The organism is Ruminococcus sp. FC2018, from assembly GCF_000621805.1.
Taxonomy (GTDB): Bacteria; Bacillota; Clostridia; order Oscillospirales; family Ruminococcaceae; genus Hominimerdicola.
This window is the reverse complement of record NZ_JHXH01000013.1, coordinates 1-23,251: the sequence shown is the minus strand read 5'-3', so window position 1 is coordinate 23,251 and position 23,251 is coordinate 1. Positions and strand designations below refer to the sequence as shown.

General features: G+C 47.2%; 18 protein-coding genes. 10 read left to right on the top strand and 8 right to left on the bottom strand.

The annotated features are described in order from the left end of the window. Nucleotides 1–136 precede the first annotated feature (136 nt). From T494_RS0109345 to T494_RS0109335, 3 genes are read right to left on the bottom strand one after another with little or no spacing between them, the layout of a single operon-like run. Entirely contained in the window at nucleotides 137–643 is a 507-nt protein-coding gene (locus tag T494_RS0109345) for a GtrA family protein (RefSeq protein WP_037344528.1), read from the bottom strand. Beyond that, a complete protein-coding gene (dusB, locus tag T494_RS0109340) occupies nucleotides 636–1,622 on the bottom strand; it encodes a tRNA dihydrouridine synthase DusB (protein WP_028506072.1) in 987 nt (328 codons plus the stop codon). Before dusB ends, T494_RS0109345 begins: the two co-directional genes overlap by 8 nt. Nucleotide 1,623: 1 nt before the next feature. After that, complete coding sequence (locus tag T494_RS0109335; protein WP_028506071.1) at nucleotides 1,624–3,813, bottom strand: LTA synthase family protein; 2,190 nt, start codon at nucleotides 3,811–3,813, stop codon at nucleotides 1,624–1,626. Between the two features lie 396 nt (nucleotides 3,814–4,209). On the opposite strand from T494_RS0109335, the gene T494_RS0109330 reads away from it, so the two are divergent. Further along, nucleotides 4,210–4,629: an Hsp20/alpha crystallin family protein gene (locus T494_RS0109330; RefSeq protein ID WP_028506070.1), complete on the top strand. Its 420-nt coding sequence runs from the start codon at nucleotides 4,210–4,212 to the stop codon at nucleotides 4,627–4,629. A gap of 83 nt (nucleotides 4,630–4,712) precedes the next feature. Here the strand turns inward: T494_RS0109330 and guaA are convergent, their stop codons facing one another. Both guaA and T494_RS0109320 read right to left on the bottom strand, forming a co-directional pair. Next, nucleotides 4,713–6,254 carry a glutamine-hydrolyzing GMP synthase gene (gene guaA, locus T494_RS0109325; protein ID WP_037344526.1) on the bottom strand — a complete coding sequence of 514 codons (1,542 nt, stop codon included), beginning with the start codon at nucleotides 6,252–6,254 and terminating at the stop codon, nucleotides 4,713–4,715. Between the two features lie 127 nt (nucleotides 6,255–6,381). Beyond that, nucleotides 6,382–7,221 (bottom strand): Mrp/NBP35 family ATP-binding protein, encoded by an 840-nt coding sequence (locus tag T494_RS0109320; RefSeq protein WP_028506068.1) that lies wholly within the window; start codon nucleotides 7,219–7,221, stop codon nucleotides 6,382–6,384. Nucleotides 7,222–7,510: 289 nt separating this feature from the next. Here T494_RS0109320 and cdaA point away from each other — a divergent pair, with 289 nt between their 5' ends. The 3 genes from cdaA to T494_RS0109305 all read left to right on the top strand — a co-directional run bounded on the left by cdaA (nucleotide 7,511) and on the right by T494_RS0109305 (nucleotide 11,350). Next, nucleotides 7,511–8,389, top strand: a complete 879-nt coding sequence (gene cdaA, locus T494_RS0109315; protein WP_051540293.1) for a diadenylate cyclase CdaA — start codon at nucleotides 7,511–7,513, stop codon at nucleotides 8,387–8,389. Beyond that, nucleotides 8,377–9,681, top strand: a complete 1,305-nt coding sequence (locus T494_RS0109310) for a CdaR family protein (RefSeq protein ID WP_028506066.1) — start codon at nucleotides 8,377–8,379, stop codon at nucleotides 9,679–9,681. Before cdaA ends, T494_RS0109310 begins: the two co-directional genes overlap by 13 nt. Nucleotides 9,682–9,757: 76 nt before the next feature. Continuing rightward, nucleotides 9,758–11,350: an FAD-dependent protein gene (locus T494_RS0109305; protein ID WP_028506065.1), complete on the top strand. Its 1,593-nt coding sequence runs from the start codon at nucleotides 9,758–9,760 to the stop codon at nucleotides 11,348–11,350. A gap of 142 nt (nucleotides 11,351–11,492) precedes the next feature. Here T494_RS0109305 and T494_RS0109300 read toward each other — a convergent pair whose 3' ends face one another. Then, nucleotides 11,493–12,344 carry a DegV family protein gene (locus tag T494_RS0109300; RefSeq protein ID WP_028506064.1) on the bottom strand — a complete coding sequence of 284 codons (852 nt, stop codon included), beginning with the start codon at nucleotides 12,342–12,344 and terminating at the stop codon, nucleotides 11,493–11,495. A 151-nt stretch (nucleotides 12,345–12,495) separates the two neighbouring features. Here T494_RS0109300 and T494_RS12855 point away from each other — a divergent pair, with 151 nt between their 5' ends. The 5 genes from T494_RS12855 to T494_RS0109270 all read left to right on the top strand — a co-directional run bounded on the left by T494_RS12855 (nucleotide 12,496) and on the right by T494_RS0109270 (nucleotide 17,859). Continuing rightward, nucleotides 12,496–12,954 carry a hypothetical protein gene (locus tag T494_RS12855; RefSeq protein WP_242836423.1) on the top strand — a complete coding sequence of 153 codons (459 nt, stop codon included), beginning with the start codon at nucleotides 12,496–12,498 and terminating at the stop codon, nucleotides 12,952–12,954. Continuing rightward, complete coding sequence (locus T494_RS0109290; RefSeq protein ID WP_028506063.1) at nucleotides 12,935–13,888, top strand: D-2-hydroxyacid dehydrogenase; 954 nt, start codon at nucleotides 12,935–12,937, stop codon at nucleotides 13,886–13,888. Before T494_RS12855 ends, T494_RS0109290 begins: the two co-directional genes overlap by 20 nt. Nucleotides 13,889–14,298: 410 nt before the next feature. Next, nucleotides 14,299–15,099, top strand: coding sequence for a glutamate 5-kinase (gene proB, locus T494_RS0109280; RefSeq protein ID WP_037344524.1), 801 nt, complete (start codon nucleotides 14,299–14,301; stop codon nucleotides 15,097–15,099). A 62-nt stretch (nucleotides 15,100–15,161) separates the two neighbouring features. Next, complete coding sequence (locus T494_RS0109275; protein WP_028506060.1) at nucleotides 15,162–16,415, top strand: glutamate-5-semialdehyde dehydrogenase; 1,254 nt, start codon at nucleotides 15,162–15,164, stop codon at nucleotides 16,413–16,415. 58 nt (nucleotides 16,416–16,473) lie between these two features. After that, nucleotides 16,474–17,859 (top strand): glycine--tRNA ligase, encoded by a 1,386-nt coding sequence (locus tag T494_RS0109270; protein WP_028506059.1) that lies wholly within the window; start codon nucleotides 16,474–16,476, stop codon nucleotides 17,857–17,859. Nucleotides 17,860–18,128: 269 nt separating this feature from the next. On the opposite strand, the gene T494_RS0109265 is transcribed toward T494_RS0109270, so the two are convergent. Next, nucleotides 18,129–20,927, bottom strand: a complete 2,799-nt coding sequence (locus tag T494_RS0109265) for a leucine-rich repeat domain-containing protein (RefSeq protein WP_028506058.1) — start codon at nucleotides 20,925–20,927, stop codon at nucleotides 18,129–18,131. A gap of 15 nt (nucleotides 20,928–20,942) precedes the next feature. Then, a complete protein-coding gene (locus T494_RS0109260; protein WP_028506057.1) occupies nucleotides 20,943–21,560 on the bottom strand; it encodes a hypothetical protein in 618 nt (205 codons plus the stop codon). A gap of 301 nt (nucleotides 21,561–21,861) precedes the next feature. Between T494_RS0109260 and T494_RS12850 the strand changes: the two genes are divergently transcribed. Next, the gene (locus T494_RS12850) at nucleotides 21,862–23,022 is read left to right on the top strand and encodes a site-specific integrase (protein WP_051540289.1); all 1,161 of its coding nucleotides are present in this window, start codon (nucleotides 21,862–21,864) and stop codon (nucleotides 23,020–23,022) included. Nucleotides 23,023–23,251: the final 229 nt, after the last annotated feature.

Sequence of the window (23,251 nt, the reverse complement as noted above, 5' to 3'; positions counted from 1 at the left end):
AAAACGAGGTGTGACGGTTTTTTCTTTTTATCGAAACGCAGACTTGAAACCACGTTCAACGTCCCGTCACCTCGATAAAGGAAAAATCGTTGCACCGAGGGAAACGAGGTGTGACGGTTTTTTCTTTTTATCTTTTTTATCCCTCGGTTTTCTTTTTTTTGAAAACAAACAGCTTACTTATCACATAATTGAGTATCAGCACCACTACGTTGGCAGCTATCTTTGTCACCCAGTAGTTTATACCCATTACCGAGTATCCAAGCCACATCATTCCCATTTCCACGAGCAGCGTGAAAAGCCTGCCGCCGTAGAAGGACGCCATTTCCTCAAGTATCCCCTTTGCGCCGCTCACCTTTGAGTCAAACACCCAGATCCGGTTTGTAACATACGCAAATGTCACCGCACACACCCAGGATATAAGCGTGCTGAGAACGGAAACAGGATCCTTCCCCAGCCCTGCAAGCTCCAGCAGATACTTTGCTATACCTGCCGTTACAAAGCTTACCACCGTGGTCATCACGCCGAAGAACAGGTACATCAGCACCTCTCTGTTCTTTTGGAAAAACGGCTCAAACCAGCGGAATATCTTTAAGTGCACCAGCTTGTCAAATATATCCGGCTGGCGCTGCTGTTTCTCATCCACCGATATTTTCACTCTCCGTTCTTATCATCTGTGCAAATCTGTCAAGGTCTTTAAGCTCCACAAGCTCGCCGCACCTTGCTCTTAACTTTGCCGAGCCCCGCAGACCCTTTAAGTACCACTGAACATTCTTTCGGGCTTCTTTCATGCCCTGTTTTTCACCCTTGTATCTGCATATCATCCCGCAGTGCTTTTTCATCACCGCAAGCCGTGTCTCAAGGTCCGGCTCCGGCACTGTCTCACCGCTTTCAAGGTACTTGCTCACCTGCTCAAATACCCACGGTCTGCCGTAAGAACCCCTGCCTATCATCACAAGGTCGCAGCCTGTGTAGTCATACATAGCTTTTGCGCTTTTGCCGTCGGTAACATCGCCGTTGCCGATAACAGGTATGCTTACCGCCTCTTTCACAGCCTTTATTGTGTCCCAGTCGGCTTTGCCCGAGTAAAACTGCGTCCTCGTCCTGCCGTGACAGGCTATTGCCGCAACCCCTGCCTGCTCCAGCATTTTTGCGAACTCCACAGCGTTTTTGCTCTGCTCGTCCCACCCTGCACGGAACTTTACCGTCACAGGACAGCAAGCATTTTTTACCACCTCTGCCGCTATGGCAAAAGCCCTGTCGGGGTCTTTCATAAGTGCACTGCCGCTGCCGTTTGAAACTATCTTGGGGACGGGGCAGCCCATGTTTATGTCGATAATGTCCGGCTCAAACCTATTGAGCATATCCGCCGCCTTGCCCATGTAGTACGGGTCCTCTCCGAAAAGCTGCAGGGCATAGGGTCTTTCCAAAGGCTCTATCTCGCAAAGCCTTGCGGTCTTTTTGTCACCAAAGCAAAGCCCCTTTGAAGATATCATCTCGCTTACAAGATAGCTTGCGCCGTAGGCTTTGCACATAAGGCGGTATGACTTGTCTGCCACCGATGCCATGGGGGCAAGGGCAGCTGTCTTTTCAATTCGCACGCTGCCGATGTTTATATATTGCATACTACTTTTTCTCGTTACCGAACATACGGTAATATTCCACGATGTTGTATTCGTTTCTTATATCCTTGGTCTTATCGTCCTTTTCGCTTATCTCAAACCACTTTTCGTCGGAATTCATAAATCCGAAGGAGCTTATAACAGGCAGCTTCTGTCTTACCTTTTCAAGCTCCTGCTGATAGGATGACAGGGGCAGACCCGCTACCTTCATCACCTCGTTGGAAAGATAGTTGAGGCTTATCTGCTTTATCTCCTTTGACTGTGTTCCCTTGTTGCTCCAGATTATGAACGGAGTCTGGTGCAGACGGGAGAAGTCCTGTGTGGAAAGGGTGGACACATCCTGTCCGTAAAGCTTCTCGGTAAAGGACATTATGTGAGGGAAATGGTCGCCGAACATAACGATGACAACCTCACGATCGTAATCTCTGAAATAATCCACCAGCTCGCCGAAGTACCTGTCGGAAAGATAGATAGAGTCAAGGTATATACTTGCCTCGTCATTGTCGATGCCCTCTATCTTTATGTTGTAAGGGGTGGTCTTTCTGTTTTGTGGGGTGTAATCTCCGTGGTTCTGCATGGTGGTGGTCCAGATAAAGAGAGAATCATCCTTGTCCTTGTTTTCCTCAACCGCTTTCTTCACACAGTTGAATGTGGTAAGGTCGGAAATATTGGCGTTGATGGTGGTTGAAGTGCCAAAGTATTTCAGATGTGCCTTATACACCGCATCGTCAAACTGCAGATACTTATACACGTTTTCAAGGTTCCACAGTCCCGGTCTGCACGGCGTCACAGCCATGGTGTGATAATTCTGTGAGTTGAGATATGACACAAGGCTTTCCTGATTGCCGTTGATGTACTGGGTAAAGGCTGCGCTTCCTGCAGGGAGAAATCCCATTGTATTGCCCGAAAGGAACTCATATTCCGAGTTACAGGAATATCCGCCGTATGCCGAAACGGTCACATAGCCGTAGACCGATTCTTTTTTCAGAGCGTTGTAGCAGGGCATATAGTCCTTGTCCGTTTTTAAATCGCCGATATGCTTGAAGTCGGCAAAGGACTCGTTCATTATGCCGATAATAATAGGCTTTTTGCTCTTTTCGGCTTTTTCCTCCTTGTACTGTCCCAGTATCTCCTGAGCCTTGTCTTTTGAGTAGTCCTCAGGCTCGTATACATGGTTGTACATACCGTCAAAATAGAACATAAGGTCATATCCCACGTTGGAATAGGTGAGCTTGTTCTCGTTGCCGGAAAAATTCATTATGATATATCTGTTCTTGATACCGATATCGTATCCTATTTTTCCCACAAACACCAGCGCAAGTGCGCAAAGCACCGAGCCTGCCGCAGACATTATCCTCTGCTTTGCCGTTACGGGCGTAAGCTTGACCTTTATGAATATTATTATCATCAGAGCCACATTTATTATTGCATACACCGGCATAAGGGCAAATGTGAACTCATAAAGGTCGCTGGCTTCCTTTGCGGATTCAATGTTGAAAAGGTCGGAAAACTGTATGGGCGCACCTCTGAACAGGAATATGTAGTACTGCATAAACCCGTAGAACGCAAAAAATCCGTTAATGATGCCGAACCAGACCTTTGGGTTTTTGAACATCGCCGCACCCATAAGATAAAGACACATACAAAGGCTGAGTCCCAGCAGGGTATAAAGGATATTTCTTTTCACCGGGGGGGAGCCCATTATAAGGTCGGGCATGAGCATTGAGTTAAAGGAAAAGATAAGCGCCAGCACAAACCTGTTCACAGGGGAACCGAAGTTCTTTTCCTTGTTCTTCCTTGAGGCACGTATAACACGGAAGGTCTGTATCCCTGCCAGCAGAGTGAGCACTCCTGCCGGGATAGCACACCACCTGAGCCATGAATAATCCTCACGCTCATAGCCGTATTTGAGCAAACATATAACGCCCCACAAAAAATATATCGTCAACAGAGAATACACTGTAAATGCGTAGCCTCTGCCCTTGTGGGTGGGTGTTATCAGTCTTGAAAAAATATTGCGGTTTTTTTCCTGCTCTTTTTCTTCTTCGCTTTCTCCGTCTGTCTTCTCGTCAGCGTCTGCCGCCGCTTGTTCGGCTGTCGTGACTTCCTTTTCGGCAGCTTCCTGCTTTTCCTGCTGCTCAGCTTCTTCTATGCCGTCGTCAAGCTCTTTTTCCAGCTCCTTAACGTCACTCATCAGCAAGCTCTCCTTTCTTCCTACACTTTTGCAAAATACACAAATATCATACCACAGCTTTGTTAAAATTGCAAGCAAAAATGGGCAATTTCACGTTGTTACACAAAATTTCCTGATTATTCTGCAATTATTTGTAAAGCAATTTAGCACTCTTTTTGTCCGAGTGTTAGCACTCTACCTCCAAGAGTGCTAATTTTCAGCATTGCGTCACCGCTTTATCACAAAACCAACACAAATGGGCAGTATCTTATAGTCAGTGAACGAAAGGAAATGATACCGATGGAACGAAACACAAATGCATAGCGCCGCATACAGCGCATAAGATAGTAACGGACATCCGCAGTACCGAATGTCTCGCAGTAAGGAAATTCAACAGATACACAAGGAGGAATCACTATGTTTGCACTTACACCTTTTGAGAGAAAGAGCTTTGATCTTTTCAACGCTTTTCATGACTTTGAGAACGACTTTTTTACCGGCACAGCCTTAAAGGGCTTCAAGACCGACCTTCGTGACGAGGGAGACAAGTATGTTATGGAAGCAGAGCTGCCGGGATTTGAAAAAGAGGACATCAGCCTTGACATTACCGGTAACACGCTGACCCTTTCCGCTCAGCACAACGAGGAGAAACAGGACAAGGAAAACAGCAAGTATGTTTACAGAGAGCGTACCTATGGCTCTTATCAGAGAAGCTTTGACATCTCCGCCATTGATGCAGACAAGATCGAGGCAGAGTACAAAAACGGCATACTCTATCTTGCAATGCCAAAGAAAGAGGCACGCCAGCCCGAAACAAAGAGGCTTGAGATCAAGTAAGCTCATATTCCCACCCCTTGCAATATTAAAGGCTCACCACAGTCAATGCGGTGAGCCGATTTTTTTATTTGTTATCACACAGCTTATTCCCATTCGATAGTTGCAGGGGGCTTGGTGGTTATGTCGTAAACTACCCGGTTGATGTTTTTCACCTCGTTGACGATACGGCTTGCACAAACCTCAAGCACCTCGTATGGTATGCGTGCAAACTCTGCGGTCATAAAGTCGGTGGTTGTCACCGCACGCAGGGCAAGGGTGTAATCATAGGTCCTGAAATCGCCCATAACGCCCACCGAGCGCATATTTGTCAGCACGGCAAAATACTGGTTTATGCTGCGGTCAAAACCCGCTTTTGCTATCTCCTCACGGAAGATAAGGTCTGCGTCCTGGAGCACCTCAAGTCCCTCATCGGTTATCTCGCCAATTATCCTTATGGCAAGTCCCGGACCGGGGAAAGGCTGTCTCCAGACAAGAGTATCCGAAAGTCCCAGCTCTGTGCCCAGCTTTCTTACCTCGTCCTTGAAAAGCATTCTCAGCGGCTCGATTATCTCCTTGAAATCCACATAGTCGGGAAGTCCGCCCACGTTGTGGTGGGACTTGATGACTGCCGCATCACCGCTTCCGGACTCGATAACGTCAGGATAGATAGTGCCCTGTGCAAGATAATCCACTGCACCTATCTTCTTAGCCTGCCGCTCAAAGACTCTTATAAACTCCTCGCCGATTATTTTGCGCTTTGTTTCCGGCTCGCTGACACCACGAAGCTTGTCCATGAACTGCGCCTTAGCGTTTACACGGATAAAGTTGATGTCCCAGTCCCTGAACGCAGCCTCTACCTCGTCGCCCTCGTTTTTGCGCATAAATCCGTGGTCAACAAAGATACAGGTGAGCTGGCTGCCCACAGCCTTTGAAAGCAGCGCAGCCGCAACAGAGGAATCCACTCCCCCGGACAGTGCCAGCAGCACCTTGCCGCTGCCTATTTTTTCACGCAGCTGCTTTATAGCGGTCTGTGCGTAGTTCCCCATTGTCCAGTCGCCGCTGCATTGGCATATATTGCGCACAAAGTTATATATCATGTCCGTGCCGTGAACGGTGTGGTTCACCTCGGGGTGGAACTGCACGGCATACAGCTTTTTCTCGGCGTTCTCCATAGCCGCAACGGGGCAATGGGCTGTATGTGCGGTTATCTTAAATCCCCGGGGAATATCGCTTATGTAGTCGGTGTGGCTCATCCATACCGTATTTTTTTCGCCCAAGCCGTCTATTCTGAACAGCTCACAGTCGGTGTCAAACTCCGTTTCGGTCTTACCGTACTCGCTGGACTCGCAGGTCTGTACCCTGCCCCCAAGGACGTGCGCCATAAGCTGAGAGCCGTAGCAGATGCCCAGAACAGGCACTCCAAGCTCGAAAATGCCCTTGTCAACGGTAGGTGCGCCGTCGCCGTAGACGCTCTGCGGTCCGCCGGTAAAGATAATGCCCTTTGGCGAGAGTGATCTTATCTCGTCAAGAGTGATCTTGTTGTATGGCTTGACCTCGCAATAGACATTGCACTCACGCACACGCCTTGCGATAAGCTGGTTATACTGTCCGCCGAAATCAAGAATAAGCACAAATTCGTGATCCATAATAACTTTCCTTTACACAAAAAATATCAGCACCATTAAGATGCTGATATATTATAGCACATATTTTTTTCACTGCAAGAAAGATTTTATTAACAAAAATCTATTGTCGGTGAGTTCCGCTGCTGTTTCAGCTCTGCTTTGCCATTTCGTCAAGCAGCTCCCCCACAGCCTGTATGTGGCAGCCCTTGCAGTCCTCTATCTCGCCCTTGTCGCATTTTTGCGCCACAGTCTGCTTCATGGGTATCTTGCCAAGGACCTTCAGTCCCTTTGCGGCAGCTATCTCCTCGATCCTGCTCTCGCCGAAGATATTTATCTTCTTTCCGCAGTCGGGACACTCAACATAGCTGTAATTCTCCACCAGACCAAGAATAGGTATATTCATCATCTTTGCCATGTTCATCGCCTTTTCAACGATCATCGACACAAGATCCTGGGGCGAGGTGACTACGATTATCCCGTCGATCCTTATGGACTGAAAAACCGTAAGCGGAACATCTCCCGTTCCCGGAGGCATATCCACAAACATAAAGTCAACGTCTCCCCAGATAACGTCCGTCCAGAACTGGGTCACCACTCCTGCGATAACGGGACCTCTCCAGATAACAGGATCCGTTTCGTTCTCCGTAAGCAGATTAAGGCTCATCACCTCAATGCCGCCCTTTGTGTTCACCGGCAAAAGTCCGTCCTCGTTTTGCTGTGCCCTTTGGTGTATACCAAACATCTTAGGTATCGAGGGACCTGTGATGTCTGCGTCCAGTATGGCTGTCTTATATCCCTTTTTGCTTGAAAGCACCGCACTCATTGCGGTAACAAGGGACTTTCCTACGCCGCCCTTTCCGCTTACAACGCCTATGACCTTCTTTATCTGGGACAGATCGTGGGGGTCTACGTGCATATCCTGCGGCGCAGTCCTCTGTCCGCAGTTGCTTGAACAGCTCTCACAGTTATGTGTGCAGTCTTCGCTCATTATTGATCACTCCGTTTCAAAATATATCCATATAAGCATATCACACAACTTCCCTTTTGTCAATCACAGACCACGCCTTCCGGAAACTGTGAAAACGGCGTAAATTTTATTACAATCTGTAAAAAATTTGAGGGAAAACTATTGTACTTTTAAAAAGTATATGCTATAATATTGGGTGTATACAAAATAAACTGCTTGTTTTTGGTAAAGTCTGGATAATATATGGGTTTGTAACCGTTTTGTAATATATTGTTCCGTAAATTTCAAGAAAGTGAGGTGAACAGTCGGTATGGAGACCATCAAGTCCTACATAAACTCCGCATGGGGCGTTTTCAAAAGCATGGGCATCAACGATATTATCGACATACTGATACTGTCCTACCTCTTTTATCATATCATGCGCCTTATCCGTGAGACAAGGGCTTTGCAGCTGGCAAAGGGTATCCTTTTGCTGGTGGGAAGCTACATAATTGCGGTGGTGCTCAACCTTCAGACCATAAAGTTCCTGCTGAAGATATGCTTCCAGTGGGGCTTCCTTGCAATAATCATTCTGTTCCAGCCGGAGCTTCGGCGAATGCTTGAAAGGGTGGGCCGTTCAAAGATCGCAGACCTTGCTTCATTCAAAGCCGGCGATACCGAAGTGGAGAGCGACAAGATACGTGCTGCCATAAGGGCAGTGTGCGACGCATCAGTAAAGCTTGCAAGCACAAAGACAGGTGCACTTATCATCTTTGAGCGAAAGACCAAGCTGGGCGAACAGATAGCTACCGGTACACGCCTTGACTGTGTTCCTTCCGCAGCGGTGCTGGGGAACATATTTGTGCCCAACACGCCTTTGCATGACGGAGCAGTAATAATCCGCAACGGCAAGATCCTTGCCGCAGGCTGTTTCCTGCCCAAGCCGGAAAAGGAAGAGCTGATAAACAAACAGCTTGGCTCACGTCACCGTGCTGCAATAGGTATGAGCGAGAACTCGGACGCTATCGTTATCGTTGTATCCGAGGAAACGGGAACTATATCGGTTGCGGAAAACGGAGAGCTTACAAGGGGCTATGTTGAAGATACGCTGAAGAGGCTGCTTTATAACAGACTGCTTCCGGACAAGAATGCTGATTCCACTAAGGAAAATTCTCTTGCGGGGAGGGTGATCTCAAAATGGAAAAAGTAAACGGCGAGCTGCCCGAGAGAAAACAAAAGCAAAAGCCGGTGAAAAAGGGTCACGGCATAGACTTTCCGCTGAGAGTCGTGGCTGCTGTTGCGGCGGTGCTGGTGTGGTTCGTTTTGTCCATAACCCAGTATCCCACCGTTAACAAGTCCATAAGCAATGTCCCGTTAACACTTTCTCTTGAGGGTACGATAGCTAAGGAAAAAGGACTTTCTGCTCTTAACTTCAAATCCATTACCGTGGATGTGGAGATAAAAGGAATGAACTATGTTATAGGAAACTACACCTCCTCTGACCTTGTTGCCACGGTGGATGTGAGCAAGGTCACAAAGGAAGGACAGTACGACCTGGACATAGACGTTAAATCATCCCATGCGTCAGACAGCTGCACCATAGTTTCGGTGTCGCCAAGCAAGGTAACGGTGGACTTTGACCGCATTACCGAAAAACAGTTCACCCTTGAAGCTGAGGCTCCCAACGTGACCGCAGCAGAGGGATTCACCCTTAAAGACTCTACGGTAAATCCCGAGGTCATAACCCTTACGGGACCGGAGAACAATCTTGAGAACATAGCCAAGGTGACAGCTAAGGTGAATAAGACCGCCAAGCTCACCGAGGATACCAACATCAAGGCGGACGAGATAGTTCTTTACGACAAGGACGGAAACGGTATAAACGACTCGGCTATAACCCGTGACGAGAACCAGACGTTCAATGTAAACTTTATCGTATATAAGAAAAAGACGCTGAGATTCAAGGTGGATGTCGCAGGGGCACCGGACGGCTTTGACGTTTCGGCTATGCCTATAACCTACTCACTCAACGAGGTAACTATCCTTACACCGAAGCTGAACGAAAACGCAACGGAAACAGTCACCCTGGGCACAATGCCTCTGTCACAGATGAGCCTTGGAAAACAGGAGACCTTTGATATACCACTCTCCGAGGGCGAGGTCATACTCAGCGGAGAGAGCAAGGTAACTGTAACAGTTGCGTCCACAGGTTACACTACGGCGATCTACAAGGTCAGCAAGATAGAAACAAAGAACAAGCCAAGCGGAAAGAATGTTTCCATTGAGACAGTTTCCCTGCCTGCGGTCACGGTAATAGGACCGGAAAACGAAGTGGGAAATCTGAACGAAAGCGATCTTGTGGCAACGGTGGATCTGGCGGGTACCACCAACAACGGCTCCTATTCAAAGGTGGCTACCATAAAGGTCACAGGACATAATAAGTGCTGGTGCTTCGGTACAAACGAGATCCAGCTGGTGGTTTCCGACCCGTCGTCAGATTAAACAGAATAATAACATCAAAGATCCGAAAGACCCGGCAAAACCCTGCCCGGGTCTTTCTTGTGAAGGAGGAAAGCAAGTGCCTTTTATCATAAACAGCATTAACGCTGCCTTGGACGAAACAGAGGATAAAGTGCTCCGGCGTGCCTTGCAGCGTCTTGGCAGCCACAGGGACAAGGTGGCTCAAAGCAGTATACACAAGGTCTCTCTGGACGCAAGAAAACGCAAGGAGATACACTATGTCTACTCGGTCTATGTATGCCTTGACGACGAAAAGCTGGAACGCTCCCTCTGCCGCAGGAACAAGGACTTTTCACCTGTGGCGGCAAGCGAACTCAAGCCTGTTATATCCACCAATAAAGTACAGGGCAGAGTGGTCATCACCGGCTTCGGACCTGCGGGAATGTTCTGCGCCCTTGCCCTTGCCGAGCAAGGCTACAAACCGCTGGTGATCGAGCGGGGCGAAAGAGTGGAGCAGCGAACAAAGACAGTCAAAAGCTTCTGGACAGGGGGAGAGCTTGATGAGCAGTCCAACGTTCAGTTCGGCGAAGGCGGCGCAGGTACTTTCTCCGACGGAAAGCTCACCACAAGGATAAACGATCCCCTTTGCCGCTATGTCCTTGAAAAGCTTGTACAGCTTGGTGCGCCTGAGGAAATATGCACCAGGGCAAAGCCCCACATAGGCACCGACAAGCTACGCCTGGTGGTGAAAAATATCAGAGAGCGTATCATAAGCCTGGGAGGAGAGATCCGCTTCTGCGAAAGGCTGGAGGACATCACCATTGCAAATGCAAAAGCACAACGCATTACCACCACAAGATCAACCGAACAGACCGCCGCCCTTGTGCTTGCTCTTGGACACAGCGCAAGAGATACCTTTGAGATGCTTGCACGAAAAGGGATATTCATGCAGCCCAAGGCTTTTTCTGTGGGGGCAAGGATAGAGCACCTGCAAAAGGACGTGGAAAAAAGTCTTTACGGCGACCTTGCAGGCAGCGATGTGCTCCCCAGGGGAGAATACCAGCTCAGCTTCCGTGAAAACGGGCGGGGCGTTTACACGTTCTGTATGTGCCCCGGGGGAACGGTGGTGCCTGCGGCTTCGGAAAGGGGCGGCGTGGTCACCAACGGAATGAGCGAGTTTGCCCGTGACGGAGAAAACGCCAACGCAGCTCTTGTTGTGGGCGTAACTCCACAGGACTTCGGAAACGACCCTCTTGACGGGGTCGTATTTGCAAAAAGCATTGAGCAGGCGGCATTTCGTGCCACAGGCAGCTACAAGGCTCCCGCCACCACCGTCCGGGGCTTTTTAAGCGGCAAGCCCGACCTTGACACAAACATTGTGCCCACTTACAGCCGAGGTATCGTTGCCTGTGACATATCAAAGCTTTACCCCGAGAGCGTCTCACGAATGATGAAGCTGGGGCTGGAGCAGTTTTCAAGGAAAATGGCTTGCTTTGGCGACGAAAATGCCGTTCTTACCGCCCCCGAAACACGCACCAGCTCACCTGTGCGAATTACAAGGAACGAAAGTCTGACCGCCCCGGGAGTGGATAACCTCTACCCCTGCGGCGAAGGAGCAGGCTACGCAGGAGGCATTATGTCCGCCGCCGTTGACGGTCTGCGAGTGGCATTGCAGATAATGTCAACAATGGCACCGTGCGAAAACTCTTAATGATTTTCTCCAGCTGCCATGCAAGGTGACTGAACTAAACAAAAAAAGACACGCCCTGCAAGAGAAGGCGTGCCCCTGTGAACAGCTTTGAGCCGGGTTTCTCCGTTAGAGTCGGAGTCCGCAGCGCAGATATATTTATCCCTTATTCTCCCTCAATGTACAGCACTCCCAGAGTGCCCGGTCCGCAATGGCTGGATACAACGCCCCCTGCTTCGGTCTCAAGCACCTCTTTGAAGTGCCCCAGCCCTTGAAGATAGCTGCACACCTTTGCGGTCACTTCCTTATCGCAGGTGGAATGTGTAACAAACACCCTGTCGGGCTTTGCTTTCAGCAGCTGTTGCTCCATGTCCTTTGCATAGTTCACTATTATATCGCTGTACCTGCCACGGTACTTTTTCCCTGCTCCCATAACGCCGTCCTTAACGTGTATCTTTGGGTGCAGCTTCAAAACGCTGCCTGCAAGGGCTGCAAGTCCGCCGCAGCGACCCCCTCTGTGCAGATATGTAAGGGTATCCACCACAAAGCTTGCCCGCACTCTGGGAATAAGCTCGTTTATCCGCCTTACGATCTCATCTGCACTCATACCCTGCTGCGCCATAACAGCCGCTTCCACAACAAGGTGACCAATGCCTGTGGACAGGTTACGTGAGTCGATATAATGCACCCTGTCCTCAGCTTCAAGGGACTGCGCCGCCAGACGTATAACGTTGCCCATGTTGGACATTTCAAGTGAGATAGAGAACACAATGATCTCATCTCCCCTGTCCAGTACGGGCTTTATTTTTTCGGTTATGTCCTCAAGGGACGCCGCCGAGGTCTTGGGGGTAGTCTTGTGTCGGTCGGACCAGTTGAAAATGTCCTGTGGGGTGATATTCACCCTGTCCTTGTACTGTTTCTCCCCGAGAATAATATAAAGTGGCAGCAAAGTTATCCCGTAACGCCTCAGCAGCTCATCCGACAGATCGCAGGTGCTGTCCGAAAAGATCCTTATCATAAAACGCACTCCCTTTGGTATTTTTAAACATCTTTCAACTGTGAGTATACCACACTTTCACCTCCTTTTCAACAGTTTTGGCAAGATAGTTGAAAATTTGCCTGCGGGTATTGAAAAAAGGATAAAACCGTGGTATAATTATTAGATAGATTTGATAAAAGGAGGATATGCCTTTTTTACGGGCATCACCACACCTATGACTGAGATCTTAGCTAATACAGGGCTGCAGAATATCTATGTTCCTCTGCCCTTTACGGCGCACCTTCTGTTCTGCATTATCGCAACTGCGGTGTATGCACTTGAGGTGTACCGCAAAAAATCCATACATTACATATTTATTGCCGCCGGTGTGGACGCAACTCTGCTGATGCAGTTTTTCCCCAACAGCACAATGGTTGTTGTCCTTGCGGTGATGGAAGTCCTTTTGCTGGGCACTGCCATAACCCTTTCGGTGCTGCACAGCAGAAAGCTGAAGGCTGAAAAGGCGCAGCAGGCAAAGACAGCACAGGAGATATCTGTCCCGGAAAGGGTTGAGGCTGACGACACGGCAGATCCTGACCGTACCGGAGAGGACAAAGAGGACGAAGAAAATGAAGATAGTGATACTTGACTCCGAAACGGTCTCCCGAAACGATGTTTCCCTTGACTGTATAACAAGCCTTGGTGACTGCACCGTTTACGGCTTCACTCCCAACGAGGAGATAGCCGACAAGATAGGCGATGCCGACGGGGTCATATGCAACAAATGCCTCATCACCGAAGAGGTGTTTTCAAAGTGCCCCAACCTTAAATATGTGGGGCTATTTGCAACAGGCTACAACAACGTTGACACAGACGCTGCCACCCGCCACGGCGCAGTAGTTTGCAACGTGCCGGCATATTCCACAAACTCCGTGGCACAGCACACATTTGCCCTTATCCTCAACCACTTCAACAAGATAAGAGAGTATTCCGATGCCGTTGACGACGGAGCATGGGTAAACTACAAGCTGTTTTCCTATTTCGGCATACCCACCTTTGAGCTTGAGGGCATGACCCTGGGCATTATCGGCTACGGGGACATCGGAAAGAAAGTTGCTGTGATCGCAAAAGCCTTCGGCATGAAGGTGCTTGCCTGCACAAGAACTCCCGCAAGGGTGGACGAAAACGCACAGGCTTGCTCACTTGACGAGCTGCTTGAACAATCGGACGTAATAACCCTGCACTGCCCTCTTACGGAGCAGACCAGGGAGCTTATAAACAAAGACACTATCGCAAAAATGAAAAAGTCCGTCTACCTTGTGAACACCGCAAGGGGGGCAATAGTCAACGAAAAGGACCTTGCCGATGCCCTTAACTGCGGACGTATCGCAGGGGCTGGGATAGATGTGCTGACGGCTGAACCTATGCAGGAGAGCTGTGCGCTCAGGGGCTGCAAAAACTGCACTATAACGCCGCATATTGCATGGGCACCCAAGCAGACAAGGGAAAGGCTGCTTTCAACAGTCGCACAAAACATAAAGTGTTATATCAATGGAAACCCGCAGAATGTTGTAAATGGATAACCGGGGGAAGTCACACAAGACAATATGGACCTGCCAAGGACAAAACAGGTTTTTCGATCCCAGAGTAACCGTTACCACGGTTACTCCCAAGAGAATGGCAAAGCCATTCTCGGAGCCTTCTTTCTCGTAAAAAAGGCTGGCGGGTCGAGGGCAGAGCCTTCGTCGCTGACCGCAGTCAGCGAAATCTCCATACAGCGTGCGCTCCGCAAGGGGTGAATTCCAAAGCAGTCCGGTGGACTGTTTTGGAAGAGGGGACGCCCTGCAAGAGAGGGCGTGCCCCTTTGAAAAGCTTTAAACCGGTTTTCCTCAAGCTGCTTGCGGCTTGACGATGGGAGTTTGGCATAGCACTGCTAATACAAATTCCGATTTATCACAGGAACAAAAAGAAAAAAGAACAGTCGGTGAAAAATATGGATCTGAGTAAAAAGAAAAGAGTTGTGGTGAAGATAGGTACTTCCACCCTTACCCACCACAAAACAGGAAGGCTGAATATACGGCGTGTGGAAAAGCTGGTCAAGATACTTGCCGATCTGCAGAACGAGGGCAAGGAGATAATCCTTGTTTCAAGCGGTGCGGTAGGTCTTGGCGCAGGCAAGCTGGGACTTGCCGAAAAGCCCAAGGACACCCCCTCAAAACAGGCTTGCGCCGCTGTGGGGCAGTGTGAGCTGATGTATATGTATGACAAGCTGTTCGGGGAGTACGGTCTTACCGTGGCTCAGCTGCTGCTTACAAAGTTCGTGCTTATGGAGGACAGGAAGCGCAACGTGCAAAATGCCCTTACGAGGCTTATACAAAGCAACGTTATCCCCATTGTCAACGAAAACGACACGGTGGCTATCGACGAGCTGGAGCTTGAAATGGGCGAGAACGATTCCCTGGCGGCAAATGTTGCAGTAATCTCCGGGGCGGAGCTTCTCATAATAATGTCCGACATCGACGGACTTTTTGACAAGGACCCGAAAAAGAACGATGATGCACTGCTTATCCCCGTGGTGGAAGAGATAACCGAGGATATTGTCGCCTCGGCAGGGGGCGCAGGCTCCGCATTCGGCTCCGGTGGAATGGCAACAAAGATAAAGGCCGCAAAGATCGCAAACGATGCAGGGATAGACCTTGTGATAATAAACGGCAGACACCCCGACAACCTTTACGGTGTGTTTGAAAATAAGCCTGTGGGAACAATTTTCCAGGCGGCAACCACTCAGGCGTGACACAGAGGTATTTGAAAAACCATACGGCATCACAATGCTGAAAACAGACAGGAGGAAGATCTATGGGCTATATTCAGGATCTCGGGCGCAAAGCAAAGGCTTGCAAAAACAGGATCGCAACAGCTTCCACCATGGAGAAAAACGACGCTCTTATGGAGATAGCTTACGTGCTGCGCCGCTGCAAGACAGAGATAATCGAAGCCAACAACATTGACATTCAGAATGCCCGGGCAAGAAAAATGAGCGAATCCCTTATCGACAGACTGGCTCTGTCCGAGGACCGTATCGAAGGCATGGCTCAGGCGTGCGAAAAGCTGGTTTCTCTCAGCGACCCTATCGGCGAGGTGGTCTCAGGCTCGGTAAGACCAAACGGTATGAACATCCGTAAGGTCCGTGTGCCCATGGGCGTTATCGGAATTATCTACGAGGCAAGACCAAACGTTACCGTGGATGCGGCGATCTTGTGCCTTAAAAGCGGAAACTGCTGTATTCTCAGAGGCGGCAAGGAAGCTATAAACTCCAATATGATACTGGTTGAGCTTATGCGCAAGGCTGTGAGCTGTGCAGGTCTGGACGCAGACATTATCCAGCTTGTAAGCAACACCGACAGAGAGCTTGCGGTGGATATGATGCGGGCAAACGACTACATCGACCTGCTTATCCCCCGTGGCGGCGCAAGGCTGATAAAGACCGTGGTGCAGAACGCAACTGTACCTGTTATTGAAACAGGCACAGGCAACTGCCACGTTTACGTTGACCAGTCCGCCGACCTTAAAATGGCTGTGGATATAGTTGACAACGGCAAGACTTCAAGACCGAGCGTGTGCAACGCTGTGGAGACCTGCCTGGTACACAAGAGCGTTGCGGAGAAGTTCCTGCCTATGCTCAAAGCCCGTCTTGACGAGCACAACGTTGAGATACGAGGGGACGAGATGACCGCCTATATCCTTGGCAAGGAGAATGTTACTCCTGCCGACGAGGACGACTATGCCACCGAGTTCCTGGATTATATCATCGCAATAAGAGTCGTGGACGACTTTGCCCAGGCACTGGAGCATATCGAGAGATTTTCCACAGGTCATTCCGAGTGCATCGTCACAGAAAGCCTGTTTGCAGCCACCGAGTTCCAGAAGCGTGTTGACGCAGCGGCGGTTTATGTGAACTGCTCCACAAGGTTCACCGACGGGGATATGTTCGGTCTTGGCGCAGAGATAGGCATTTCCACCCAGAAGCTCCACGCAAGAGGACCTATGGGGCTCACCGAGATGACCACCACCAAGTATCTCGTTACAGGCGACGGACAGATAAGAGAATAACTTTGTTGACAATATGCTTTTTGATCAAGCAATCACTATATTGTAAGGAGAATGAAAAATGAACAATTCCGAAAAGACAATGGACAAGATCGTTGCACTTTGCAAGGGCAGAGGCTTCGTTTACCCCGGCAGTGAGATCTACGGCGGTCTGGCTAACACCTGGGACTACGGTCCGCTTGGCGTTGAGCTTAAAACCAACATCAAAAATGCCTGGAGAAAGAAGTTTATCCAGGAGAATAAGTACAACGTAGGTCTTGACTCCGCTATCCTTATGAACCCCCAGACATGGGTGGCTTCCGGTCACCTGGGCGGCTTCTCCGACCCCCTTATGGACTGTAAGGAGTGTAAGACAAGACACAGAGCCGATAACCTCATTGAGGACTTTGACGGCACAAACGTTGCCGGCTGGTCAAACGAGCAGATGATGGACTACATCAGAGATAAGAATATCCCATGCCCAAGCTGCGGAAAGCACAACTTTACCGACATCCGCCAGTTCAACCTTATGTTCAAGACATTCCAGGGCGTTACCGAGGACTCCAAGGCAGAGCTTTACCTGCGTCCTGAAACTGCACAGGGTATTTTCGTGAACTTTGCAAATATCCAGAGAACTACCAGAAGAAAGATCCCCTTCGGCGTTGCTCAGGTGGGTAAATCCTTCAGAAACGAGATAACTCCCGGTAACTTCATCTTCCGTGTGCGTGAGTTCGAGCAGATGGAGCTTGAGTTCTTCTGCAAGCCGGGCACAGACCTTGAGTGGTTCGAGTACTGGAGAAGCTTCTGCAAAAACTTCCTGCTTAGCCTGAACATCAAAGAGGAGAACCTGCGTCTGCGTGACCATTCCGCAGAGGAGCTTTGCTTCTACTCCAAGGCGACTACCGACTTTGAGTACCTGTTCCCATTCGGCTGGGGCGAGCTGTGGGGCGTTGCCGACAGAACCGACTACGACCTTACCCAGCATATCAACACCAGCGGAAAAACTCTGGATTACTTTGACCCGGAGACAAACGAAAGATACGTTCCATATGTTATCGAGCCGTCTCTTGGCGTTGAAAGACTGTTCCTGACCGTTCTGGTGGAAGCTTACGACGAGGAGAATATCGGCACCGAGGACAAGCCCGATGTGAGAACGGTTATGCGCTTCCACCCTGCACTTGCTCCGTTCAAGGCTTGCGTGCTGCCACTTTCAAAGAAGCTCTCCCAGCAGGCAGGTGAGGTTTACGATATGCTGGCTAAAAAGTTCAGCGTTGACTACGACGAGGCAGGCTCTATCGGTAAGCGTTACAGAAGACAGGACGAGATCGGTACTCCCCTTTGCGTGACCTATGACTTTGAGTCTGTACAGGACGGCTGCGTTACCGTTCGTGACAGAGATACCATGCAGCAGGAGCGCATAAAGATAGATGACCTCGCTGCATATATCGAAAAGAAAATAGAGTTCTGATAAACCATTGTGGGAAACCCTTTTGGAGAAGGGTTTCCCTCAAACTCCTATGATACCCTTAGGGTAGTTAAACCCAAAACCGAATAGGACGAACAAAGCCGGTGCTTACTGAAATCAGTAGACATCGGCTTTATTGGTTAGTTTTAATTTGGTGTTCTATTATCCGTTCATTACATTGAGCTAATAGTTTGATTCATCGGCGATTTTGAACTTGGCGGTATTATTCTTTGTTATCATGCCCTTATTCAAGTTGAGTTATAAAATCTTTGCTAACCATTTTTTAGCATTTCACAAATCACATTGTTACCAAGACTTGAAGCTTTTTTTATATATCCACTAATCTTCGAATCATCAACTAGTCCATGCTTGAGCATTTCTCTTATTATTCCCGTACTGCCTATCTCTATTGCGTCTTTAATGATTTTATCGGCGTTGTTCTTTACAAATTCTTCTGATTCACTTTTTTCATCATATACAAAGTACATAAGCTCTGCGGCAGCTCTTTTATAAATTGCATCTTTAAGCTTTGCAAACGAAGATTTATGGCTACCTGGATATCTGATAAACCAATCCAAGTTCTGTTCTTCAGTAAATAAATCCCAGTTGCGTTTTAGTCTCATTGGAATAAGAATATCATCTTTGCAGAATATGAGCTTAACATCATGGTGATGATCTTTTGCATTATATTCTGTAACAAAAGCTACTTGACCAATATCTGTAGCTGTATAAGGAACAACGATTTCAGCTAGATTATCAGTTAATGCAAATGCCGATTGCCCAATCTGAGTAACTCCCTCAGGAATAATAACTTTTTTGATTTTAGTGCACCATTCAAAAGCAGCGTGATTGATGGTTTTTACAGTGTTAGGAACTCTGTATTCATCACATTCCTTATAAATTGGGAATCTTAACAAGGTCGTCATTTCCTTGTTGAACAAAACTCCGTCAATTGTTTTGTAATTTGGGTTGTTTTCATCAACTATGATTTCTTTGAACGGAGAAAACTGAGAAGCATCCAGTTCAGTTACAGTATCTGAAATGTAAACTGTTTCATACTCTGTATCCTTATGAAAAGATTGATTATTGCTATAATTAAAGAAATCATCAGGTATTTTTACAACTCCAGATTTAAATCTGAAAATCTTAGCAGAAGAATCAAATTCAACAGGTACATCCCCACAGTATTTAATGCCGTCTACAAAATCATTATCTTCAAGTCCGCTGCCTGTGAATGCATCATCAGCAACCTTGACATTAGCAGGTATGCTTATTTGTTTCAATGAAGAACAGTTTGCGAATGCTTCACTGTAAATATCTGTAAGCGTGGATGGCAAGGAAACATTTACCAATGCGGTACAATCTTTAAAACATCCTGCTCCGATAATCTCAACACCTTCCGGAATATCAATTTTTTCAAGTGCAGTACACTCTTGAAATGGTGATTTAAATGAATAATTGCTACCTAATGATTTGATTCCAGCTGATAGTTTTACTTTTTTGAGTAAAGTGTTGCCGGCAAGAGTATTTGAAATCTGAGTTACCGAATCTGGCATGGTTATGCTTGTAATTCTTTTTGCTCTATCAGAACACCTTGAAAAAGAAACGCTTGTTACATTATCCGGAACAACGACCTCTGATATTGTGGAGTCAAAATAAATAAGCTCAGCTGAAAGATCGCAATCATTGCTTTTAGACTTTTGAATAAGGTATCCATCGGTGTATTCAAAGAATTCGCTGCCTTCTTCAATACTAATCTTATCAAAGCTGTCAAGCCCTGGATAAATACATCCAATTATTTCACAAGATTTTGGAATAACGAGTTCCTTCAATCCCCTCGGCACAGCAATAAGAGTAAGTCCCTCTCGTTTCTTTTCAAACAGGAGTCCGTTTACCGATATATATTTTTTGTTTTCAGGATCAACTTCGATTATTTCAAGATCAACTAAACCATCAAGACCGTGAATATTATCAACATTCTTGGGAATAACAATCTTTTTTATTCCAGAGTAAACCGGTCGTTCATTTAATGTGCGAAATACATCATATAGTTTAATAATACTATCAGGCAGTATTACTTCAGTAAGCCCTGAGTTGACTGAAAAATCCTTTAATACGCCATCGACTATTTTGCAGAACTGCATTATATTTTGACTATTTGATTTTGATGGCTTTTCATTTTCGCCCGCCAATTCTTTTATCAAGATTACATCAGGATCACCTGAAGCCTCTTTTGCCGCAATAATGTTAGCCATAGGAATAACACCAATACAATCATAAGCTTTTTTATCAAGAAGCTTTTTGTAGAACTCGTAAAAACATTTTGCCGAAATGCTATTTCTGTATTTATCAAAAAACTCAGTTACATTGGTTAGGTGCTTTTTGGTATACTTCATGGCTGCAAGTAAACTCAGCACTGATTCTGCTATCGCGTCGGCTCCACCATCCCTAACTTCAGAGTTATATCCAGTTATCTTTTCTTTTCGCTCGCTCGCTTTGCCGTTCAAAATGATATCAGCATAGAATTCGGGATATGCACTTTGAATCATCTTTCTGCATTTATTAATCATGAAATCAGGTAAACCTTCTATTTCCTTGATGCTGAAACAACATAAAAATGGTTCATAGATTTTCCTGCCCCAAAGCCCTAGATTCTCAGTTCCTTGATAATAATCGATTTTATCGTGCAAAACTAGCTTTTGAAGATGGGTCGTGTTGCGAAACGCATGCTGAGAAATGTATTCTACATCGTGAGGAACAATAAACACTTCATCAGGTTTGTTTGCAGGATAGTATAGCAATGTTTTTGTATCTTTTGTGTACAATACGCCGTCAATTGAAGCATAGTTAGGATTGTTTGCTGAAACATTAACCGCCTCGATTGTACCAATAATACTTAAAACCGAAGAAATATTATTAAATGCTCCAGGTAAAGATAATGTTTGTATACCTTTGCAATCTTTAAATGCACTATAATAAACCTCTGTAACTCCTTCAGGTATTATTACCTCAGTTTCCCCATTCTCAAGTATACATTTTTTCAATACTCCGTTTTCAATTTCAAATGCCATAATCTATTCTTCCTCCTATTTCTTCGACGGCATATTCACCGATCTGCGAATATGCTTCTGCCGTTTAAGTTTCTGTGATTCCTTATCGATCGTCCTCGCATAAGCAAGCCCGAGCGCCGCTTTGTCCTCAAGCTCCTCATACAAGCTGTAAATATTCTTTGTCATCGCTCCGTGAATGACCTCGTTGCGGTATTCCCGCCAACTGTGTAGTTCTGCCAGGTCAGCTTTCAGACTTTCAAGATCGAGCTTCTGCAAGCCCTTGTGCAGAGCGGTCAGATAGCGGTCGTCACCGTCATACTCGGTTTCGGCAAAACTGATCATGGCAAGAACCATATCAATTTTCGCCGAGATGTTTTTCAGATTAGCAAGCTTGTCCTTGCCGGTGTAAGCCGAATAAAGCTCGAAAAGCTGTGTTTTGTTACGCTTGTTGCCAAGACCAAAACGGTCAATGTCATTGAGGGCGCCCGCCGCCCAAAGGAAAGCCGCAAGCCTGTCTTCGAGCACAGCGTAGTCTATCAGCAGTGCCTCAAAGAAGAAACCGTGTTTCATAGCGAGCTTGTGCCTGCCGGTCAGTTCACGGTAGGTTGTGTACTTGTCCTTAGAGGTCTCGGTGTTTTGGATTACTGTAGCCATGGTGATCATCCTTCCGTAAGTTGATCGGTTACTTTGTTCGTTCAAGGCAAAAAACAAAATAACTATTACATCACATATTATATCATTTTACGACATATTTTTCAACCGACATTTTGACTAAAATGTACAAATCGCATTGTGCATAATGCACTTTCGTTCGTTAAAATGCCTAAATAGATATTTGCAATGACATGAGCAAGTCCCGTGATTCTGCGGTTTTCTTGCCGACATCCGTGTGAATATGGTCGAAAGCGTGGTCGCTGCGGTATACTTGAATTATCAGTTTTCAGGAGGTAATTCTATGTCCAGACGAGGAGATAATATTCACAAACGCAGCGACGGGCGCTGGGAAAGGCGTTACATTTCGGGCAGAAACGAGCTTGGCAAGGCGGTTTACAAATCCGTATACGCTCATTCTTACGCCGATTGCTCCGAAAAACTCAAGCTTGCTCAGTATGATTTGCTGCCCGTCAGCAAGCCGATGACTGTTGACGAGTTGTTCACGGTGTGGCATTTAAGCCGCAAAAACAAGGTCAAGCGGTCGACATTTGTCAACTACCTGACCTTGTACAACAACTATCTGCGTGAGCGTTTCGGCTCATTTCGAGTGGACAAACTCAACTCTTTTATGCTCAACCGATTTGTTGATGAAATGCTCACAAACGGCGGAAAGAAAGGATTAGGACTGTCTTCGACTACGATGCAGTCGGTAATGATACTGCTTCGCTCGGTGCTTGAATATGGTGAACTGGAGTACGGTTTGTCCAATGCTGCAAAGCACATTTCGCTGCCGAAATCACAATCCACTGAAATATCAGTCTTCAGCGAATTTGAGGTCCGCAGGGTAAGAAACTGTGCAGATCTGTGCAATAGCACTGAACTTGGCATTGTGCTGACGCTGTTTACAGGTCTGCGAATAGGCGAGCTTTGTGCACTCATTTGGGAAGATATCGACATGGCGGAACAGCTTATTCATGTGCGAAAGACGTTGTTTCGCATCGCAAATCAAGACGATTCTGCGCAGAAAACAGGGATTGTTATTGACACTCCGAAAAGCAAAAGCTCACTGCGAGATGTGCCGATACCGACTTTTCTGCTTGAGCCTATTGCAAGGCTGAAAGCCAATCAGTACAGCCAAAACTATTTCCTGAGTTGTTCTTCAAGACCGGATGAGCCGAGGACTTACACCGAGCAATACAAGTCATTTCTAAGGCGAATTGGCGTGCCATACCGTAACTTTCACTCCCTGCGTCACACATTTGCAACGCAGTGCGTCAAGAGCGGAGTTGATGTGAAAACGCTCAGCGAGTTGCTGGGACATTCGAGTGTCAAAATCACGCTCGATAGGTATATACGTCGGTTTCGGGAGGCTTATCTTGTTTTAATATATTATACGAACCCTGCCGCCGCTGTGGTGTTGTATGTTAACTCTTATCAGCTGCAATGTCAACATCTGAATTGATAACAAAGTGTTAGAACAGAGAAACGGACAGCCTAGTAGCTGTCCAACAGATTGTACAGTTAACTATTGACACATCATGCCCCGAATGATAGAATAAAGCCGTGACCTGACGGCACTCATGATACATAAACCTTCAACCTGAAACCGAAGGGGGTATTCATGAGGATCCAATACTACCACAAGAAAGACAATTCGAGTGTCGTCAAAGGGTTACCTACGCCGCTTGAAC

Excerpts from the sequence above, each read along its gene's own strand:
- T494_RS12850 (WP_051540289.1), top strand. The coding sequence starts at position 21,862 with ATGTCCAGACGAGGAGATAATATTCACAAACGCAGCGACGGGCGCTGG.
- guaA (WP_037344526.1), bottom strand. The coding sequence starts at position 6,254 with ATGGATCACGAATTTGTGCTTATTCTTGATTTCGGCGGACAGTATAAC.
- T494_RS0109330 (WP_028506070.1), top strand. The coding sequence starts at position 4,210 with ATGTTTGCACTTACACCTTTTGAGAGAAAGAGCTTTGATCTTTTCAAC.
- T494_RS0109310 (WP_028506066.1), top strand. The coding sequence starts at position 8,377 with ATGGAAAAAGTAAACGGCGAGCTGCCCGAGAGAAAACAAAAGCAAAAG.
- T494_RS0109320 (WP_028506068.1), bottom strand. The coding sequence starts at position 7,221 with ATGAGCGAAGACTGCACACATAACTGTGAGAGCTGTTCAAGCAACTGC.
- T494_RS0109275 (WP_028506060.1), top strand. The coding sequence starts at position 15,162 with ATGGGCTATATTCAGGATCTCGGGCGCAAAGCAAAGGCTTGCAAAAAC.
- T494_RS0109265 (WP_028506058.1), bottom strand. The coding sequence starts at position 20,927 with ATGGCATTTGAAATTGAAAACGGAGTATTGAAAAAATGTATACTTGAG.
- T494_RS0109270 (WP_028506059.1), top strand. The coding sequence starts at position 16,474 with ATGAACAATTCCGAAAAGACAATGGACAAGATCGTTGCACTTTGCAAG.
- T494_RS0109260 (WP_028506057.1), bottom strand. The coding sequence starts at position 21,560 with ATGGCTACAGTAATCCAAAACACCGAGACCTCTAAGGACAAGTACACA.
- dusB (WP_028506072.1), bottom strand. The coding sequence starts at position 1,622 with ATGCAATATATAAACATCGGCAGCGTGCGAATTGAAAAGACAGCTGCC.
- T494_RS0109335 (WP_028506071.1), bottom strand. The coding sequence starts at position 3,813 with ATGAGTGACGTTAAGGAGCTGGAAAAAGAGCTTGACGACGGCATAGAA.
- T494_RS0109300 (WP_028506064.1), bottom strand. The coding sequence starts at position 12,344 with ATGATAAGGATCTTTTCGGACAGCACCTGCGATCTGTCGGATGAGCTG.
- cdaA (WP_051540293.1), top strand. The coding sequence starts at position 7,511 with ATGGAGACCATCAAGTCCTACATAAACTCCGCATGGGGCGTTTTCAAA.
- T494_RS0109290 (WP_028506063.1), top strand. The coding sequence starts at position 12,935 with ATGAAGATAGTGATACTTGACTCCGAAACGGTCTCCCGAAACGATGTT.
- proB (WP_037344524.1), top strand. The coding sequence starts at position 14,299 with ATGGATCTGAGTAAAAAGAAAAGAGTTGTGGTGAAGATAGGTACTTCC.